The sequence below is a fragment of the Pseudonocardia sp. genome (genome assembly GCF_035305885.1).
Taxonomy (GTDB): Bacteria; Actinomycetota; Actinomycetes; order Mycobacteriales; family Pseudonocardiaceae; genus Pseudonocardia.
In genome coordinates this window covers 268,787-287,731 of the sequence record NZ_DATGOP010000115.1, presented here as the reverse complement: position 1 = coordinate 287,731, position 18,945 = coordinate 268,787, and the positions used below count along the sequence as shown (strand labels likewise).

17 protein-coding genes are annotated in these 18,945 nt (G+C 73.4%); 9 read left to right on the top strand and 8 right to left on the bottom strand.

From position 1 onward, the window contains the following. The first annotated feature begins 140 nt into the window (after positions 1–140). Together VKZ81_RS25970 and VKZ81_RS25965 are read left to right on the top strand one after the other, a co-directional pair. Positions 141–563, top strand: coding sequence for a YciI family protein (locus VKZ81_RS25970; RefSeq protein WP_324244304.1), 423 nt, complete (start codon positions 141–143; stop codon positions 561–563). Then, entirely contained in the window at positions 563–1,810 is a 1,248-nt protein-coding gene (locus tag VKZ81_RS25965; protein WP_324244303.1) for an RNA polymerase sigma factor, read from the top strand. Before VKZ81_RS25970 ends, VKZ81_RS25965 begins: the two co-directional genes overlap by 1 nt. Before the next feature lie 285 nt (positions 1,811–2,095). On the opposite strand, the gene VKZ81_RS25960 is transcribed toward VKZ81_RS25965, so the two are convergent. From VKZ81_RS25960 to lysS, 4 genes are all read right to left on the bottom strand, one after another. Continuing rightward, on the bottom strand, positions 2,096–4,636 hold the full coding sequence (locus VKZ81_RS25960; RefSeq protein ID WP_324244302.1) for an ATP-dependent Clp protease ATP-binding subunit: 2,541 nt from the start codon (positions 4,634–4,636) through the stop codon (positions 2,096–2,098). Between the two features lie 238 nt (positions 4,637–4,874). Further along, positions 4,875–5,624 carry a siderophore-interacting protein gene (locus VKZ81_RS25955; protein ID WP_414709476.1) on the bottom strand — a complete coding sequence of 250 codons (750 nt, stop codon included), beginning with the start codon at positions 5,622–5,624 and terminating at the stop codon, positions 4,875–4,877. 127 nt (positions 5,625–5,751) lie between these two features. Beyond that, positions 5,752–6,093, bottom strand: a complete 342-nt coding sequence (locus VKZ81_RS25950) for a histone-like nucleoid-structuring protein Lsr2 (RefSeq protein WP_324244300.1) — start codon at positions 6,091–6,093, stop codon at positions 5,752–5,754. A 110-nt stretch (positions 6,094–6,203) separates the two neighbouring features. After that, positions 6,204–7,658 carry a lysine--tRNA ligase gene (gene lysS, locus VKZ81_RS25945; protein ID WP_324244357.1) on the bottom strand — a complete coding sequence of 485 codons (1,455 nt, stop codon included), beginning with the start codon at positions 7,656–7,658 and terminating at the stop codon, positions 6,204–6,206. Positions 7,659–7,780: 122 nt separating this feature from the next. On the opposite strand from lysS, the gene VKZ81_RS25940 reads away from it, so the two are divergent. After that, positions 7,781–8,524 (top strand): class I SAM-dependent methyltransferase, encoded by a 744-nt coding sequence (locus VKZ81_RS25940; protein ID WP_324244299.1) that lies wholly within the window; start codon positions 7,781–7,783, stop codon positions 8,522–8,524. Here VKZ81_RS25940 and VKZ81_RS25935 read toward each other — a convergent pair. Further along, on the bottom strand, positions 8,493–9,524 hold the full coding sequence (locus VKZ81_RS25935; RefSeq protein ID WP_324244298.1) for a LacI family DNA-binding transcriptional regulator: 1,032 nt from the start codon (positions 9,522–9,524) through the stop codon (positions 8,493–8,495). The two genes, VKZ81_RS25940 and VKZ81_RS25935, sit on opposite strands and share 32 nt — an antisense overlap. A 155-nt stretch (positions 9,525–9,679) precedes the next feature. Between VKZ81_RS25935 and VKZ81_RS25930 the strand changes: the two genes are divergently transcribed. The 6 genes from VKZ81_RS25930 to VKZ81_RS25905 are packed head-to-tail and all read left to right on the top strand — an operon-like array spanning position 9,680 to position 16,208. Beyond that, a complete protein-coding gene (locus tag VKZ81_RS25930) occupies positions 9,680–11,188 on the top strand; it encodes a sodium:solute symporter family protein (RefSeq protein WP_324244297.1) in 1,509 nt (502 codons plus the stop codon). Then, entirely contained in the window at positions 11,185–12,336 is a 1,152-nt protein-coding gene (locus tag VKZ81_RS25925; protein ID WP_324244296.1) for an AGE family epimerase/isomerase, read from the top strand. The genes VKZ81_RS25930 and VKZ81_RS25925 overlap by 4 nt, the downstream gene beginning before the upstream one ends. Next, positions 12,333–13,073, top strand: a complete 741-nt coding sequence (locus VKZ81_RS25920; protein WP_324244295.1) for a 6-phosphogluconolactonase — start codon at positions 12,333–12,335, stop codon at positions 13,071–13,073. The genes VKZ81_RS25925 and VKZ81_RS25920 overlap by 4 nt, the downstream gene beginning before the upstream one ends. Continuing rightward, positions 13,070–13,828 carry an SIS domain-containing protein gene (locus VKZ81_RS25915; protein ID WP_324244294.1) on the top strand — a complete coding sequence of 253 codons (759 nt, stop codon included), beginning with the start codon at positions 13,070–13,072 and terminating at the stop codon, positions 13,826–13,828. The genes VKZ81_RS25920 and VKZ81_RS25915 overlap by 4 nt, the downstream gene beginning before the upstream one ends. Beyond that, entirely contained in the window at positions 13,825–14,961 is a 1,137-nt protein-coding gene (locus VKZ81_RS25910; protein ID WP_324244293.1) for an N-acetylglucosamine-6-phosphate deacetylase, read from the top strand. Before VKZ81_RS25915 ends, VKZ81_RS25910 begins: the two co-directional genes overlap by 4 nt. Before the next feature lie 47 nt (positions 14,962–15,008). Continuing rightward, a complete protein-coding gene (locus VKZ81_RS25905; RefSeq protein ID WP_324244292.1) occupies positions 15,009–16,208 on the top strand; it encodes a hypothetical protein in 1,200 nt (399 codons plus the stop codon). Here VKZ81_RS25905 and VKZ81_RS25900 read toward each other — a convergent pair. From VKZ81_RS25900 to VKZ81_RS25890, 3 genes are read right to left on the bottom strand one after another with little or no spacing between them, the layout of a single operon-like run. Then, positions 16,189–17,016, bottom strand: coding sequence for a type III pantothenate kinase (locus tag VKZ81_RS25900; RefSeq protein ID WP_324244291.1), 828 nt, complete (start codon positions 17,014–17,016; stop codon positions 16,189–16,191). The two genes, VKZ81_RS25905 and VKZ81_RS25900, sit on opposite strands and share 20 nt — an antisense overlap. A 9-nt stretch (positions 17,017–17,025) precedes the next feature. Next, a complete protein-coding gene (gene panC / locus VKZ81_RS25895; RefSeq protein WP_324244290.1) occupies positions 17,026–17,928 on the bottom strand; it encodes a pantoate--beta-alanine ligase in 903 nt (300 codons plus the stop codon). Beyond that, a complete protein-coding gene (locus tag VKZ81_RS25890) occupies positions 17,925–18,818 on the bottom strand; it encodes a Rossmann-like and DUF2520 domain-containing protein (RefSeq protein WP_324244289.1) in 894 nt (297 codons plus the stop codon). The genes panC and VKZ81_RS25890 overlap by 4 nt, the downstream gene beginning before the upstream one ends. Positions 18,819–18,945 lie beyond the last annotated feature (127 nt).

Here is an 18,945-nt window from a genome sequence, read left to right as displayed (position 1 = left end):
GCACCTGTTTCGAGCGCGAACGGCACCCGGTGGATGGGGCGCGAGCGGCGTGATGCATACCACAGTCGGCCCGTGTCGAGATCCGGTCCGTTCGCTCGCCGCACAGGTAAGGACCCGAAACGGACGAGGAGGTTCCACCGATGCGAGTGATGGTGCTGATCAAGGCCACCGAGCAGACCGAGGCGGGGGCGATGCCCACGCAGGAGGAGCTCGAGGCCATGACGGCCTACAACGAGGAGCTGGTGAAGGCCGGCATCCTGCTCGCGGGGGACGGCCTGCACCCGAGCTCGAAGGGGGTGCGCATCGAGTTCTCCGGCACCGAGCGGAAGGTGATCGACGGGCCGTTCGCCGAGACCAAGGAGCTGCTCGCGGGCTACTGGGTGTGGCAGGTCCGGTCGATGGACGAAGCCATCGAGTGGGCCAAGCGGATCCCGAACCCCACGGGTGAGCATTCCGTCGTGGAGCTCCGCCCGATCTTCGAGGCCGAGGACTTCGGCGACGCGCTCACCCCCGAGCTGCAGGAGCGCGAGGAGAAGATGCGGGAGCAGGTCGAGGGCGCCTGATGGCCGAGGCCGACGTCCGACGCACCATCGAGGCCGTGTGGCGGATCGAGTCCGCGCGCCTGATCGCGGGCGCCGCGCGCCTGGTGCGCGACGTCGGCCTCGCCGAGGACCTCGCCCAGGAGGCGCTGCTCGCCGCCCTGGAGGAGTGGCCGGAGTCGGGCGTCCCGGAGAACCCGGGCGCCTGGCTCATGGCCACGGCGAAGCACCGCGGCATCGACCGGCTACGCCGGGCGGACGTCCACCAACGCAAGATCGAGGAGATCGGGCACCGGGCGCAGCTGGCCGAGACCGCGGAGCCCGACCCCGACGACCCGTTCGACGACGACCTCCTGCGGCTCGTCTTCACCGCCTGCCACCCGCTGCTGTCCACCGACGCGCGGGTGGCGCTCACCCTGCGGCTGCTGTGCGGGCTCACCACCAAGGAGATCGCCCGGGCCTACCTGATGTCGGAGTCGACGGTGGCCCAGCGGATCTCGCGGGCGAAACGCACCCTGTCCGCGGCGCGCGTGCCGTTCGAGGTCCCCGGGCGGGGCGAGCTGCGCGAGCGGCTGGCCTCGGTGCTCGAGGTCATCTACCTGATCTTCAACGAGGGCTACTCCCCGACCTCGGGGGACAACCTCGTCCGGCCCGAGCTCTTGGAGGAGGCCATGCGGCTCGGGCGCGTCCTCGCCGAGCTGCTCCCGCGCGAGGCCGAGGTCCACGGGCTCGTCGCGCTGATGGAGCTGCAGGCGTCTCGCACGCGGGCCCGTGTCTCGGCATCGGGCGACCAGGTGCCGCTCCTCGAACAGGACCGCTCCCGCTGGGACTGGCTCCTCGTCGGTCGAGGGCTCGCCGCGCTCGAGCGCGCGTACGCGACCGGCGGCCCGGTCGGCCCCTACACGCTCCAGGCCGCCATCGCGGCCTGCCACTCCCGCGCCCGGGTGGCCGAGGACACCGACTGGGAACGGATCGTCGCCCTCTACGACGGGCTGGCCCAGCTCGCCCCCTCGCCGGTGGTCGAGCTCAACCGGGCCGTCGCCGTCGGCATGGCCCGCGGCGCGCAGGAGGCGCTGGAGATCGTGGAGCGCCTGCGCGAGGACCCCCGGCTCGGCGCCTACCACCTGCTGCCCACCGTGCGCGGGGACCTGCTGGAGAAGCTGGGCCGCCCCGCCGAGGCCGCGGCGGAGTTCGAGCGCGCGGCCCTGCTCACGGCCAACACCAGGCAGCGGAAGGCGCTGTTGGAGCGGGCCGCGACCTGCCGCGCCTGAGCCCGGCCTGGTCCGACGCCGCGGGGCGGTGCTCGGCCTCGGTGCCACCCGCCGCCCTGCGCCACCGACCGGTACCGCGTCGCCGCGGGCCACTCGGAGGCCTGACCGCGGCTCGCCCGCGTCCGGCCCGCGACTCGCCCGCACTCACACCGCGACTCGCCGGGGCTCACACCGCGACTCGCCGACACCCAGACCGCGACTCGCCGACACGCCCCTCACGACGAACGGCGCTCCCGCCGGCGGTTGCCGGCGGGAGCGCCGTTCGGTCGTTCGGGTCGGGTGCTCTTACTCGTCGCCCTGACCGGCCATGTCGACCGGCGGCGAGTCGGGCACCGTGACCGGCTTCGGCTCGCCCCGGAAGACGAACTTGGCCTTGTCGTCGCCGCGGCCCTCGGGGGCGTCGGGGTCGAAGTTCTCGACGTCGACGACCACGATCTGGCCGGGCTCCACCTCGCCGAAGAGGATCTTCTCCGACAGCTGGTCCTCGATCTCGCGCTGGATGGTGCGGCGCAGCGGCCGGGCACCCAGCACCGGGTCGAACCCGCGGCGGGCGAGCAGCTTCTTGGCGTTCGGCGTGAGCTCGATCGCCATGTCCTTGCTCGCCAGCTGCTGCTCGACGCGGCTGATCATGAGGTCGACCATCTGGATGATCTGGTCCTCGGTCAGCTGGTGGAAGACGATGATGTCGTCGATGCGGTTGAGGAACTCAGGCCGGAAGTGCTTCTTGAGCTCGTCCTCGACCTTCGTCTTCATCCGCTCGTAGTTCGACCGCTCGTCGTTGCCGGCCGAGAAGCCGAGGCCGACCGCCTTCGAGATGTCCTGGGTGCCCAGGTTCGAGGTGAAGATGATCACGGTGTTCTTGAAGTCCACCGTGCGCCCCTGGCCGTCGGTCAGGCGGCCGTCCTCGAGCACCTGCAGGAGGGTGTTGTAGACCTCCTGGTGCGCCTTCTCGATCTCGTCGAACAGCACGACCGAGAACGGCTTGCGCCGGACCTTCTCGGTGAGCTGGCCGCCCTCCTCGTAGCCCACGTAGCCCGGAGGGGCACCGAAGAGCCGCGAGGCGGTGTAGCGGTCGTGGAACTCGCCCATGTCGATCTGGATCAGGGCGTCGTCCTCGCCGAACAGGAAGTTGGCCAGCGCCTTCGACAGCTCGGTCTTACCGACACCGGACGGGCCGGCGAAGATGAACGAGCCGGACGGGCGCTTCGGGTCCTTCAGGCCGGCGCGCGTGCGCCGGATCGCCTGCGAGACCGCCTTGACCGCGTCCTCCTGGCCGATGATCCGCTTGTGCAGCTCCTCCTCCATGCGGAGCAGACGCGTGGTCTCCTCCTCGGTGAGCTTGAACACCGGGATACCGGTCCAGTTGGCGAGGACCTCGGCGATCTGCTCGTCGTCGACCTCGGCCACGACGTCCAGGTCGCCGGACTTCCACTGCTTCTCGCGCTCGGCCTTCTGCGCGAGCAGCTGCTTCTCCTGGTCGCGCAGGTGCGCGGCCCGCTCGAAGTCCTGCGCGTCGATCGCCGACTCCTTGTCGCGGCGCACGGCCGCGATCTTCTCGTCGAACTCACGCAGGTCCGGCGGGGCGGTCATGCGCCGGATGCGCATCCGGGCACCCGCCTCGTCGATCAGGTCGATCGCCTTGTCCGGCAGGTAGCGGTCGGAGATGTAGCGGTCGGCGAGCGTGGCCGCGGCCACCAGGGCCGGATCGGTGATCGTGACGCGGTGGTGCGCCTCGTACCGGTCGCGCAGCCCCTTCAGGATCTCGATGGTGTGCGTGACGCTCGGCTCCCCCACCTGGATCGGCTGGAAGCGCCGCTCCAGGGCCGGGTCCTTCTCGACGTACTTGCGGTACTCGTCGAGCGTGGTGGCGCCGATCGTCTGCAGCTCGCCGCGCGCCAGCATCGGCTTGAGGATCGACGCGGCGTCGATCGCGCCCTCGGCGGCACCGGCTCCGACGAGCGTGTGGAGCTCGTCGATGAACAGGATGATGTCGCCGCGGGTGCGGATCTCCTTCAGCACCTTCTTCAGGCGCTCTTCGAAGTCACCGCGGTAGCGGGAGCCCGCGACCAGCGAGCCGAGGTCGAGCGTGTAGAGCTGCTTGTCCTTCAGCGTCTCGGGCACCTCGCCCTTGACGATGTTCTGCGCCAGCCCCTCGACGACAGCGGTCTTGCCGACGCCGGGCTCGCCGATCAGAACGGGGTTGTTCTTGGTCCTCCTGGAGAGGACCTGCATGACCCGCTCGATCTCCTTCTCGCGGCCGATGACCGGATCCAGCTTGCCCTCGCGGGCGGACTGGGTCAGGTTGCGGCCGAACTGGTCGAGCACCAGCGACGAGCTCGGGGTGCCCTCGCCGCGGCCGCCGGACGTACCTTCCGCGGGCTCCTTGCCCTGGTAGCCCGACAGCAGCTGGAGGACCTGCTGGCGCACCCGGTTCAGGTCGGCACCCAGCTTCACGAGCACCTGGGCTGCGACGCCCTCGCCCTCGCGGATCAGGCCCAGGAGGATGTGCTCCGTGCCGATGTAGTTGTGGCCCAGTTGCAGCGCCTCGCGGAGCGACAGCTCGAGCACCTTCTTCGCCCGCGGCGTGAACGGGATGTGCCCGCTCGGCGCCTGCTGGCCCTGGCCGATGATCTCCTCGACCTGCTGGCGGACACCCTCCAGCGCGATGCCCAGCGACTCGAGGGCCTTCGCAGCGACACCCTCACCCTCGTGGATCAGGCCCAGGAGGATGTGCTCGGTGCCGATGTAGTTGTGGTTGAGCATCCGGGCCTCTTCTTGGGCCAGGACGACAACCCGCCTCGCTCGGTCGGTGAACCTCTCGAACATTTACGCTCCTAGCCTGCTGCGCCATGCACCGGCGCACTAGCGCACCGAGTACATCCCGTGCCTCCACTGTATCGGCCCGGGGCGGTGCATCGCGCCTCTCGCACGCACCCGTGACAACGCGTTCACCCTGGGCCTCATTCCGCACTGCCGAGGCCCCCCAGGTCAAGACGGGTGGCTGGGCCGATCGGGGAAACCTGGCCGTCCGGCGCAGCACCTTCCGAGCCCACCCCCGGAACGATCAACGACCCCCCGTCACCGCGGCCCGCTCGGCCGCCTTCTCGGCCTGCCAGCCGTCCTCGTCGACGCCGCGGCGCCAGTAGCCGGACACCGACAGGCGGGCGCGAGCCACGCCGCGCTCGCCGACCAGGTGCCTGCGCACGCTGCGCACGATGCCTGCTTCGCCGTGGACGAACGCGTGCACCCGCCCCGGCGGGAACTCGAGCGCCCGCACCGCGTCGAGCACCTGGTCGGGCGCGTCGGGGTTGCGGTGCAGCCAGGTCGCCCGCAGGTCGCCGGGGCAGGCCAGCTCCTGTTCCTCCGCGGCGTCGGCGACCTCGAGCAGGGCCACCACCGGCACGCCGTCCGGCACGCGCTCGCACGCCGCCGCGATCGCGGGCAGCGCGCTCTCGTCGCCGACCATGAGGTGCCAGTCGGCGTCGGGGTCGGGGGCGTACGCGCCGCCGGGGCCCGCGAGGCGCAGGAGGTCGCCGGGCCGGGCCGACGCGGCCCACGGCCCGGCGAGCCCGACGTCGCCGTGGTGGACGAAGTCGATCGTGAGCTCACCGGCGGCGTGGTCGAGCGCCCGCACCGTGTAGGTGCGCATGGCGGGCCACTGCTCGCGGGGCAGCTCCGCCCGGATCGCGCCGAGGTCGAACGGTTCGGGGTACCGCACGCCGGGGCGCGGGAAGAGGATCTTGACGTAACGGTCCGTGTGGGGAGTGTCGGGGAACGTCTCGAGCTCGTCCCCTCCCGCGACGACGCGGATCATCCGCGGGGTGAGCCGCTCGGTGCGGAGCACCTCGAGGGTGGTCGTCCTGCGCGCCACGTGGCCTCCTCGGGAGATGCCTGTGGGGTCAGGCTAACCACGGGCGCCCCGGGTCGGGCGGGCCGGAGCGTCAGTTCTCCTTGTGGTACGCCTCGAGCACCTCGGCCGGGATGCGCCCGCGGTCGGACACCTTCATGCCCCGCTTGCGCGCCCATTCTCGGATTGCCTGGTTCTGCTCGCGGTCGATGGACGCACGCCGCGCCGGGCCCGAGCCCGCACCGGAACGGCCGCGCCGGCCCCCGGCCCGCCGAGCCGCCGCGATGTAGGCGGCCAGCGCCTCGCGCAGCTTGCTCGCATTCTCCTTGGAGAGGTCGATCTCGTAGTTCTTGCCGTCGATACCGAACTCGATCGTCTCGTCGGCGGCCTCTCCGGTTAGGTCGTCGATCAGTCGGACCTCACGGATCTGCGCCATAGCCGCAACCCTCCACTTCGTACCTGCTTCGACGCGGCAATGGCCGCGTAAGAAACCATAAGCCCGAAGGGGCGGTTCGTCGAGTCACCCTGTCCGGTGTCGCGCGACAGTTACTCAGAACGCACGAGCGGGTACAGAATGGTTTCGCGGATTCCGAGGCCGGTGAGCGTCATGAGCAGCCGGTCGATGCCCATTCCCATGCCCCCGGTGGGCGGCAATCCGTACTCCATGGCGCGCAGGAAGTCCTCGTCCAGCTGCATGGCCTCGGGATCACCGGCCGCGGCCTTGAGCGCCTGCTGGGTGAGCCGCTCGCGCTGATCGACGGGGTCGACCAGCTCGGAGTACGCCACCCCGAGCTCGGTGCCGAACACGAACAGGTCCCACGCCTCCGCGAGCCGCGGATCGTTCCGGTGCCGCCGGGCGAGCGGCCGGAGCTCGATCGGGTAGTCCCGCACGAACGTCGGGTCGTGCAGCGTGTGCTCGACGAGCTTCTCGAACAGTTCCAGTACGATCGCGCCGGCAGAGTCGGTTTCTGCGACTTCCACGTCGTGAGTGGCCGCGAGCTTGCGGAGGCGCTCCACGGAAGTGTCGGGAGTCACCTCCTCGCCCACCACTTCGGACACGGCCTCGTGCATCGTGACCGAACGCCACTCGCCGCCCAGATCGTAGGTGGATCCGTCGACGTGGGTGACCACTGTGGAGCCGAAGACGGCGCGGGCGCAGGCGAGCACCAGATCGCGCGTCAGAACGGCCATATCGTCGTACGTCGCGTAGGCCTGGTAGGCCTCCAACGTGGTGAACTCCGGCGAGTGGGTGGAGTCGATCCCTTCGTTGCGGAACACCCGATTGATCTCGTAGACGCGCTCGATCCCGCCCACAACGCATCGCTTCAGGAACAGTTCCGTGGCGATCCGCAGGTACAGGTCGGTGTCGAGCGCGTTGGAGTGGGTGACGAAGGGACGCGCCGTCGCCCCGCCGTGCAGCAGCTGCAGCATCGGCGTCTCGACCTCGACGAAGGACCGCTCGTCGAGGACGGCGCGCAGCGTGCGCAGCACCTCGGCGCGCCGGTAGACCGTCTCGCGCGCCTGCGGGCGGACGATCAGGTCGACGTAGCGCTGCCGGACGCGGGTCTCCTCGGCGAGCTCGCGGTGCACGACCGGGAGCGGGCGCAGCGCCTTGGCCGCCATCTGCCAGCTGTCGGCCATGACCGACAGCTCGCCGCGGCGGGAGGTGATCACCTCGCCGTGCACCTGCACGTGGTCGCCGAGGTCGACCTGCGCCTTCCAGCGCGCGAGCTCCTCCTCGCCGACGTTCGCGAGGGAGAGCATGGCCTGCAGCTCGGTGCCGTCGCCCTCGCGGAGCGTGGCGAAGCACAGCTTGCCGGTGTTGCGCAGGAACATCACGCGGCCGGTCACGGCCACGACGTCGCCGGTGGCGGTGTCCGGCGGGAGGTCGGGATGGGCCTCGCGCACCTGGCGCAGCGTGTGGGTGCGCTCGACCGCGACGGGATAGGGATCCCGGTTCTGCTCCAGCAACGCCGCCCGCTTGGCCCGGCGGACCCGCATCTGCTCGGGCAGGTCGACGTCGGGGCTGGTGGGGGGCTCGTTGCTCACGGGTGTCAAGGGTAGTGAGCCGGATCGAGCGCATTTCGTTCGCCCATCCGTCGCAGGCCGTACGGTCGGCAGGCGTGACCACCCCAGAACGGGCCCGCTCCTTCGGCGCGGCGGCTGCCGCCTACGCGGCGCACCGTCCCGGCTACCCCACCGCGGCCGTCGACTGGGCGCTCGCGCCCGTCGCGGGCGGACCGCTGCGGCTGCTCGACCTCGCAGCAGGCACCGGGAAGCTCACCCAGGCGCTCGTCGACCGCGGCGAGGTCACCGCCGTCGAGCCCGACGCCGCGATGCTCGCCGAGCTGCGCAGCCGGCTGCCCGGCGTCCGCGCGCTCGAGGGCACCGCGGAGGCGATCCCGCTGCCGCACGGGTCGTTCGACGCCGTGCTCGTCGGGCAGGCGTGGCACTGGTTCGACCACGACCGGGCCTACGCGGAGGTCGCGCGGGTGCTGCGGCCGGGCGGAGTGCTCGCCGCGCTGTGGAACGGCGAGGACGGGACCGTGGAATGGGTGCGCGGCTTCCACGAGGCAGGCGGGTGGGCCTCGCACCCGGTGCGCGGCCCCGAGGAGGAACCGCCGCGGCTCGCGCACCCCGCGTTCGTGAGCGACGGGTACGCGCAGTTCCCCCACCTGCTGCCCACCACCGTCGACGGGCTCGTCGCGACGCTGCGCACCCACTCGTGGGCGCTGGTCGCGGAGCCGGCCGAGCGGGAGGCGGCCTTCGCCCGGCTCCGGGCCTACCTCGCGGCCCGGCCGGAGACGGCGTCGGGGGAGTTCGTGCTCCCGCTCGTCACCGACGTGGTGCGGGCGATCCGGCGGTAGCCGGGCCGGTGCTCGAGCGCGTGACGAGGTGGGAGGGCAGCGACACCCGCCGGTCCCGGTCGGCCTCGGGGCTCTCCACGAGCTCCATCAGCAGCTCGACCGCGAGCCGGCCGGCCTCGCCGCCGCGGCCGTGCACGGTGGTGAGCGGCGGGTAGGTCGTCGCCGCGAGGATGTCGTCGCACCCGATGATCGACACCTCGCCGGGCACGGCGACCCCGTGCTCGGCCATCCCGGCGAGCGCGCCCTGGGCGAGCCCGTCGTCGAACGCGATGGCGGCGGTGGCGCCGGTGGCGAGCACCTCGGCGGCCGCGGCCCGGCCCTCGTCGTGCTCGGGGCGGTGCGGGCGCAGGACGGTGGCGGTGATGCCGAGCGCGGCGCACCGCTCGCGTACGGCGGCCCGGCGTTGCTCGTCCGACCACGACCCGGCGGGCCCGCTGATGTAGGCGATGTGGCGGTGGCCGAGCCCGGCGAGGTGGTCGACCGCGTCGCGGATGCCGGGCACGGAGTCGACGAGGATGCGCGGCACGCCCGCCACGTCCCGGTTGACCAGCACGAGCGGGTGTTCCCGGGAGGCCACCTCCCGCAGCTGGTCCTCCGGCAGCCGCGAGGACACCAGCACGACCCCGTCGGTGCGCCGCTCCAGCTCGGCCAGCAGGTCGAGCTCCTTGGCGGGGTCCTCGTCGGTGTCGCCGACCACGGTGCTGACGCCGTCGGTGGCCGCGTGCGCCTGGGCGGCGCGGATCACCGGCGGGAAGAACGGGTTGGCGATGTCGGGGACGACGACGGCGATCATCCCGAGCCGGCCGGTGCTGAGCGCCCGCGCCGTGTGGCTCGGCTTGTAGCCCAGCCGCGCTGCGACCTCCGTCACGTGCGCCACCGTGCTCGCCTTCAGCCGGTGGGGGTGGGAGAACACGCGCGAGACCGTCGACGTCGACACCCCGGCCGCCGCCGCGACCACCTTGATCGTGGGCGCCTGGCGGCGCCCTTCCAGACGGGCCACGGGGTGCACTGTACGGCTCGTCTCAACCGCCAGGACTTGACGTGCAACCGGTTGCACGCGAGCATCGCCCGCCAACGGCCGCCGCAGGAACACGGTGGCGACAACGACCGCGAGCCGTCCGGAGCGGAAGCGGGCGAAGGCGACACGGAGGAGCGATGGACCTGCTCGACTGGTTGGTGGTCGGCGGCTACTTCGTCGTGATGGTGCTGATCGGGTTGTGGGCGAAGGCCCGCATCCACGACTCGCGCGACTTCTTCACCGCGGGCGGGCGCATGCCGTGGTGGCTGTCGGGCATCTCGCACCACATGTCGGGCTACAGCTCGGCGGTGTTCGTCGGCTACGCCGCGATCGCCTACACCGAGGGGTTCGTGCTCTACGTGTGGTGGGCGCTCGGGATCACCTTCGCGATGGTGGTCGGCGCGTTCCTGTTCGTCCCCCGGTGGCCGCGGCTGCGCAGGCGGCTGGAGATCATCTCGCCGCTGGAGTACCTGCGGGTCCGCTACGGCGTCCCCACCCAGCAGCTGCTCGCCTGGAGCGGCACCGCGCTCAAGGTGTTCGACGTCGGCGCCAAGTGGACGGCCACCGCGCTGCTGCTCAACGTCTTCACGGGCGTCCCGCTCGCCGTCGGCATCCTGCTCACCGGCGGCGTCACGCTCGTCTACTCCACCATCGGCGGCCTGTGGGCCGACGCGCTGACCGACACGGGCCAGTTCGTGATCCAGTTCGTGGCGGGCATCGCGCTGTTCGTCGCCGTGCTGGGCGCGCTCGACGGCATCCCCACCCTGTGGACGCTGTGGGACCAGCTGCCCGAGGACCACTCCGCGCCCTTCAACGGGCAGTACACGGCGCTGTTCGTGATGGTCTACCTGCTGATCAACACGCTGTCCTACAACGGCGGCACCTGGAACCTGGCGCAGCGGTTCATCGCCTCGCCGACGGGCAGCACGGCGCGGCGGGCCGCGCTGTTCTCCGCGGCGCTCTACCTGGTCTGGCCGCTGGTGATGTTCTTCCCGATGTGGGCGGCGCCGGTGCTCCTGCCCAACCTGTCCGAGCCGGACCAGTCCTACGCGCTGCTCACGCAGGAGCTGCTGCCCGCCGGGCTCGTCGGGCTGGTGCTCGCCGGCCTGTTCTCGCACACCATGGCGATGACCGGTTCGGACGCCAACGCGATCTCCTCGGTGGTGACCCGCGACATCCTGCCCGCGATCTGGAAGCGCGGCCGGTCGCTCGACACCAGGGCGGAGCTGATCATCGGCCGGATCAGCGTGTTCACGTTCATCGCGCTGAGCATGGTGATCGCGCTGACCGCCGACAGCTTCGGCGGCGTGCTCGGCCTGATCATCCTGTGGTTCGGCGGGCTCGTCGGCCCGATCGCGATCCCGATGCTGCTGGGCATGCTGCCCGCCTTCAAGCGCTGCGGCCCGGTGGCTGCGATCGGCTCGTGGGCCGTCGGCCTCGCGGTGTTCGCGTTCACCCGCTACGGGATCGACGTCTCGTCGCTCGCCGAGGACCAGGCCACCGCCATCCAGGTGGGCGGCCCGGTCGTCTGCTCGATCATCGCGTTCGTGGTCATCGGGCTCGTCGCACCGTGGCGCAACGCCCGGTCCGACGAGCTGGTCGACGCGATCGCCCAGGACGAGCCGGCCACCGAGCAGGTCCGGTGAGCTACCGCGACCACCTCGTCGACGACGTGCTCGCGTGGTGGGCCGCGAACGGCCCCGACCACGCCCACGGCGGGGTGCTGACCTGCTGGGACAACGCGGGCACCCGCCTCGTCAGCGACGACAAGTACACGTGGTCGCAGGGCCGGTGGGCGTGGCTCACCGCCCGCGTCGCGCTGGACGCGGACCTGCTCGGCGTCGACGGTGGCTGGTACGCCGACCAGGCGCTGCGCACGGCCGAGTTCGTCCGCGACCACGCGGTCCTGCCCGACGGCACCACCGCGTTCGTCACGAACCGGGCGGGCGACGAGGCCGGGCCGCACACGAGCGTCTACGCCGACCTGTTCGCCGCGCTCGGCTTCGCCGGGGTGGCGCGGCTGCACCCGGAGGGGGAGTGGGGCGGGCGCGCCGAGGAGATCCTGCTGCGCTCGGCGGCCGCGATCGCGAGCGGCGAGTTCCGCTCCGACCCCTACCCGGTGCCCGTGGGTCACCGCTCGTTCGGGCTGCCGATGATCCTCGTCGGGGTCGGCGAACAGGTGCACCGCGCGACCGGCTCCGCGGCCTCCGCCGCGCTCGTGCGGGACGCGGCACGGCAGATCGAGGAGCACCACCTCGCAGGCGACGACGTCGCGGAGATGCCCGCGGAGATCGACGGGCTGCTGTCGCGCCACCGCACCCCGGGACACGTGCTGGAGGCGGCCTGGTTCCTGCACCACGCCCGCGACCTGCTCACCGGGTCCGCGCTCGCCGAGCCGGACCGGCTCGCCCGGATCGCCGTCCACGCGCTCGAACTGGGCTGGGACCGCGAGCACGGCGGGCTGCTGCGCTACGTCGACCGCGACGGGGGCGCCCCCACCGGCGCCCGCACCGACGACCCGTACGAGGCGCTCGTCGTCGACACCTGGGACACGAAGCTGTGGTGGCCGCACGCCGAGGCGCTCTACGCGACCGCGCTGCTGGCGCCGGAGCACCACGCGCGGCTGCGCGAGTACGTGTTCGCGACGTTCCCGGAGGGGAAGGGGCGGGAGTGGACCCAGATCCGCACCCGCGACGGCACGCCCGTGGAGAAGACGGTCGCGCTCCCGGTGAAGGACCCGTTCCACATCGCCAGGGCGCTGCTCATGCTGGTGGAGCTGGAAGGAGAAGGGTGAGACAGGAAGTCCCGGGCATGCCGAGGGTGCGGTCCTTCCCGGACCGGGCGGCGATGGGCGCGGCGGCCGCCGCCGACATCGCCGCGGAGCTGCGGGCCCGCCTCGCCCACCAGGACGGCGTGCGGATCGTCTTCGCGGCGGCGCCGAGCCAGGCCGAGATGCTGGAGCGCCTCGCCGCCGCCGACGGGATCGACTGGTCCCGGGTGACCGCGTTCCACATGGACGAGTACATCGGCCTTCCCCCGGACCACCCCGCGCGGTTCGCGAACTGGCTCGACCGGGCGATCTTCACCCGCGTCCCGTTCGCCGCGGTGCACCGCATCGACCCCGACGCCGACCCGGCCGGCTACGCGAAGCTCCTCGCGGAGGCGCCGATCGACGTGGTGTGCCTCGGCATCGGCCAGAACGGCCACCTCGCGTTCAACGACCCGCCGGTGGCCGACCTGGACGACCCGGAGGACGTGAAGGTCGTCGAGCTGGATCGCACCTGCCGCCGGCAGCAGGTCGACGACGGCGCGTTCCCGACCTTCGACGACGTCCCGACGCACGCGGTCACGCTCACGATCCCCCGCCTGCTGGACGCGCGGAAGCTGTTCTGCGTGGTGCCGGGCGCGGCCAAGCGCCACGCCGTGGACCGCGCGCTGCACGCGCCGATCTCCGCGGCGGACCCGGCGACGGCGCTGCGCACCCACCCGGACGTCACGCTGTACCTGGACGCGGAGGCCGACCCCCGTTGAACGACCCGACCTTTCGCACCTACCTGGAGACCGTCCACGGCTACCTGGAGCGGATCCTCGCCGAGGAGGCGGGCGCGATCCGCGCGGCGGCCGAGCTGCTCGCCGACCAGATCGCCGCCGACCGGCTCGTGCACGTGTTCGGGCCGGGCGGGCACTCCAACCTCGCCGCGCAGGAGGTGTTCTTCCGCGCGGGCGGGCTCATGCACATCTCGGCGATCCTCGACGAGGGCACGCTGCTGTCCAACGGGGCGCTGCGGTCGATGGCGATGGAGCGCACGCCCGGCTACGGTCGCGTCGTGATCGCCGACCGCGGGCTCGGCGCGGACGACCTGTTGATCCTGGTCAACGCCTACGGCATCAACGCCGCGCTGATCGACGCCGCGCTCACCGCCCGCGAACGCGGGGTCCGGCTGGTCGGCATCAGCTCCCGGGACCACGCCGAGAACACCGCGCCCGACCACCCGGCCCGGCACCCGTCGAAGGCCAACCTGCACGACCTCGTGGACGTGCACATCGACAGCAAGGTGCCGATCGGCGACGCGGTGATGGACGTGTCGGGGTCGGCCGAGCCGGTCGCCGCGGTCTCGACGTTCACCAACGCGTACGTGCTCAACTGCCTCACGCTCGCCACGGTGGAGGCGCTCGCGGCGCGCGGGATCGAACCGCCGGTGTGGCGCAGCGGCAACGCCCCGGGCGGCGACGAGGCCAACGGCCGCTTCCTCGAGCGGTTCCGCGGGCGGGTGCGCTCGCTGTGAGGCTCCGCGGCCGGGACCCGGCGAGCGGGCGCCTCGTCGAGGTCACCACGGACGGTCCGGTGATCGCGCACGTCCGGGCCGTGGACGGCGCAGCCGAGGACGCCCCGTGGCTGCTCCCCGGCCTGGTCGACCTGCAGGTCAACGGCTACGGCGGCCACGACGTCAACGGGCCGGACGTCACCGCCGACGAGGTGGTCGCGCTCGCCCGCGCGCTCGCCGCGGCGGGCACCACGACGTTCGTGCCGACGGTGATCACGGCAGCGGAGGCGGACATCGTGCGCTCGCTGCGGGCGGTCGCCGAGGCCAGGGCCCGCGACGAGGCCACCCGGCGCGCGATCCCGTGCGTGCACGTCGAGGGCCCGCACATCTCCGACCAGGACGGACCGCGCGGCGCGCACCCGGTCGAGCACGTGCGCCCGCCGGACCCGGCCGAGTTCGACCGCTGGCAGGCCGCCTGCGACGGGCTGGTCGGGATCGTCACGCTCTCCCCGCACCACGCAGGCGCGGTCGCCTACACCGAGCACGTCACCCGCGCGGGCGCGATCGTCGCGATCGGCCACACGCACGCCTCCCCCGACGAGGTGCGGGCCGTGGCCGACGCCGGCGCACGCCTGTCGACCCACCTGGGCAACGGCGCGCACGCCGTGCTGCCGCGGCACCCGAACCACCTGTGGGCCCAGCTCGCGGACGACCGGCTCACCGCGGGGTTCATCGCCGACGGCCACCACCTGCCCGCCGACACGCTCACCGCGATGCTCCGCGCGAAGGGCCTCGACCGATCCTTGCTGGTGTCGGACTCGGTGGCGCTCGCCGGGATGCCGCCCGGCGAGTACGCGAGCCCGATCGGCGGGGCGGTGGAGCTCTCCGCCGACGGGCGGCTCTCGGTGGCGGGCACCCCGTACCTCGCGGGCGCGGCCCGCTCGCTGGCCGACGGCCTCGCCCACGCCGCCGCCGTGACCGGGATCGGGCTGGGCGACGCGGTGCGGCTCGCCACCGCGAACCCGGGCCGGTTCGTCGGCGGCCGCGGCGTGCTGGCGCCCGGCGCGCAGGCCGACGTCGTGCTGCTGGACGCCGCGCTGCGGGTGCAGCGGGTGGTGGCCGCAGGTACGGAGGTCGCAGGGGGCGCGGGGTGAGGGCCGGGGTCGCGGTCCGGGACGTGACGCCCCCGCCCGGTGCGGCCATGTCGGGCTTCGTCGCCCGCACGGCGCCCGCCACGGGCGTGCACGACCCGTTGCTCGTCCACGCGCTCGTGGTGGAGGACACCGCGCTGGTGACCGTCGACGTGGTCGGGCTGCACGAGGACGACTGCGCGCGCATCCGGCAGCGCTGCACCCTGCCCGCCGACCGGGTGGTCGTGCACGCGACCCACACCCACGGCGGGCCGGCGAGCATGCCGGGGCGCCTGGGTGGCCCGGTCGACGAGGCGTGGTTGGAGCGCCTCGTCGCCACCTGCGCCGAGGCGATCGACGCCGCGCTCGCCGCGGCCGAGCCGGTGGCGGTGCACGCGGGCTACGGGGCCGACCCGGGCGTGGCCCGCAACCGGCGCAGGCCCGACGGCCCGGTCGACCGCGCGCTCCCGGTGGTGCACCTGCGCCGCCCGGACGGCACGCTGCTCGCCGCCGTCGCCTCCTACCCCTGCCACCCGGTGGTGCTCGGCGCGGACAACACGCTGCTCACCGCCGACTACCCCGGCATCGTGCGCCGGGTGCTCGCCGAGCGGCTCGGCGGGCCGGTCCTGTTCGTCACCGGCTGCGCGGGCGACGCCAACACCGGGCACTCCGCGGCGGCGTCGGTCTCCACCGCACCGGCCGCCGGCCGCACGTTCGCCGAGTGCGAGCGGGTCGGCCGGCTGGTCGCGGACGCCGCGGCGGCCGCCGCCACGGTGCCCGGACCCGGCCGGGTGGCCGCCGCGCGCCGGGACGTGGCGCTCGCGCTCGCCGGCCCCGGGATCGGCCCCGCCGACGTCGCGGCGTGGGAGGAGCGGGCCGCGACGGCCGAGCCGGCGACGGCCGAGCTGCTGCGCTGCTGGGCCGCGTGGGGCCGCGACGCGCTCGCCGCGCCCGGCCACCCGGGCTCCTGGTCCGGCTCGGTGACCGCGCTGCGGTGGGGCCCCGCGGTGCTCGTCGCCCTGCCCGGGGAGCCGTTCGCGGCCGCGGCGCAGCAGGTCAGGGCGCACGCCGCCGACGGCGACACCGTGCTCGTCGCCGGCTACTGCGACGGCTGCCCCGGCTACGTGCCGCCCGCCGAGGAGTACGCCCACGGCGGATACGAGGTCGCCGAGGCCCACCGCTACTACGGCCTGCCCGGCCCGTTCGCCGAGGGCGGCTCGGAGCGGCTCGTCGCGGCCGCCGCCGCGCTGCTCAGCCGGCTGTCGAGGTGACCGCGCGGTTCGGGGTCGCAGCGGCGTTGCGCAGGAAGGTCAGGCGCAGGCCGAGCAGCGTGAGGTCCGGCACGAACTCGGTGATCGTCTCCGTCTCGCCCGCCACGAGCGGCGCGAGGCCGCCGGTGCCCAGCACCGTGACCGGGCCCGCCTTCGGGCCGAGCTCGGCGAGGATGCGGCGCACCAGCCCGTCCACCTGCCCGGCGAAGCCGTAGAGCACCCCGGACTGCAGGCACTCGACGGTGTTCTTGCCGATCACCGACCGCGGCCGGACCAGCTCGACGGTGCGCAGCGCCGCGGCCCGGGTGGCCAGCGCCTCCATCGAGATCTCGATGCCCGGGGCGAGCACGCCGCCGAGGAACTCGCCCTTCGCGGAGACGACGTCGATGTTGGTGGACGTCCCGAAGTCGACCACCACGCACGCGGTGCCGTAGAGCCGGTGCGCGGCGAGCGTGTTCATCACGCGGTCGGCCCCCACCTCCCGTGGGTTGTCCACGAGCAGCGGCACCCCGGTCCGCACCCCGGGCCCGACGACCACCGCGGGCACGTCCCTGCGGTCGATGAGCAGCCGCAGCTCGCGCAGCAGGGTCGGCACGGTCGACAGCGCCGCGATCCCGGTGACCTGCGTGGCGTACGGGCCGAGCAGGCCGGCGAACGCGACGTCCAGCTCGTCGGCGGTCATCCGCGGGTCGGTGCGCATCCGCCAGTCGCGCACGAGCGGCGGGTCGACCTCGTCGGCCGAGCCGGGCCCGTTCGCGTAGAGCCCGAGCGCGATCTGGGTGTTGCCGACGTCGACGCAGAGCAGCACGGCGACCGCCTACAGCTGGACCGGGACGTTGTCGATGAGCCGGGTGCCGCCGAGGCGGGCGGCGACGAGCAGCCGGGCGCGCCCGGTCTCCGGCGCGGGCCCGAGCTCCGGGTCGGTGAGCTCCAGGTAGTCGACCTGCACCGCGGGTTCCTCCGCGAGCACCGCCCGCGCGGTGTCGAGGACGGCCTGCGGGCCGCGCGCCGACACCGACGCCCCGGCGGTGAGCGCGCGGTGCAGCACGGTGGCGCGGCGCCGGTCCTCCGGCGACAGGTACGCGTTGCGGGAGGAGAGCGCGAGCCCGTCCGGCTCACGCACCGTGGGCACGCCGACCACCGACAGCGGGAAGTTCAGGTCCTGCACCATCTTCTGGACGAGGATCAGCTGCTGGTAGTCCTTCTCACCGAAGAACGCGAGGTCGGGCGCCACGATGTGGAACAGCTTCGACACCACCGTGAGCACCCCGGCGAAGTGCCCCGGCCGCGCGGCGCCCTCGAGCCGCTCGCCCAGCGGCCCCGGCGCGACCTTCGTGTCGGCACCCTCGGGGTACATGTCCGCCACCTCGGGCACGAAGACCAGCTCCACGCCCTCCTCGCGGCAGGCCTGCAGGTCCGCCTCGAGCGGGCGCGGGTAGCGGTCCAGGTCCTCACCCGGCCCGAACTGCAACGGGTTCACGAAGATCGACACGACCGGCACCACCGCGCCGGGGGCCCGGCGGGCGTGCCGGATCAGCTCGCGGTGCCCCTCGTGCAGGGCACCCATCGTCGGCACGAGCGCGATCTTGCGGCCCGCGTTGCGCAGCGCCCGCGTGACCGGGGCGATGTCGCGCGGCGAGCGGTGCACGGTGAGGGCGCCGGGCGTGTAGCCGCCATGGGTGCGGGCCCCGCCGACGGAGGTGGCCATCGGCCGAGTCATGGTTTCTCCTGGAGGATCTCGAGCACGTCGTGGGCGGCGTGGTCGGACAGCAGCCCGGCGTCGACGGCGCGGTGCGCGGTGCGGCTCGCGAGCACGCGGTAGGCCTCGGCGAGGTCCGGGTCGGCGGCGTCGAGCTCGCGCAGGTGGGTGCGCACGGTGCCCACGTCACCGCGGGCCACCGGGCCGGTGAGCGCGCGGTCGCCGTGGCGCAGCGCGTTGTCCAGCGCCGCGGACAGCAGCGGCGCGACGAGCCGTTCGGCCGGGGTGACCCCGGCGCGCTCCAGCGTGTCGACGCAGTCGCGCACGAGCGTGACCAGGTGGTTCGCGCCGTGCGCCAGCGCCGTGTGGTACAGCGGGCGGACCTGTTCGGGGACGCGGACCGGCTCGGCGCCCATCTCGACGACGAGCGCCTCGCCCACGCTCCACGCCGCCTCGTCCCCCGCGGTCGCCGTGACCCCGACGCTGCACGCGGCGAGCCGGGCGACGTCCTCGGTGCGGCCGGTGAACGTCATCACCGGGTGCAGTGCGAGCGGCAGCACGCCGTGCTCGGCGGCGGGGGCGAGCACGGACACCCCGTGCGCGCCCGAGGTGTGCACGACGATCTGGCCCGGCCGGAACGTGCCCGCGGCCGCGAGGCCGCGCACCAGGCCGGGGAGGACGTCGTCGGGGACGGCGAGCAGGGCGAGGTCGACACCCGAGACGACCTCGTCCGGGGGGCGGAGGGGGACGTCGGGCAGGAGCGCGGCCGCCCGCTTCACCGACGCCCGCGAGACGCCGGAAGTGGCCACGACGCGGTGCCCCGCGGCGGCCCAGGACGCCCCCACGACCGCGCCGACGCGGCCGGCCGACACCACACCGATCGACAGTCGCGCGGGCCTGCCAGCGGTCATCGCTTCACTCCTCGTTCCAGTCCCGCCACTGCGGGTACCAGACGGCGCGGCCCAGGTTAACGGCCGCCGCGGTGCGCACCGAGGCCCGGTGACGCGCTTCACCGCGTCGGGTGCCCACTCCTTCCTC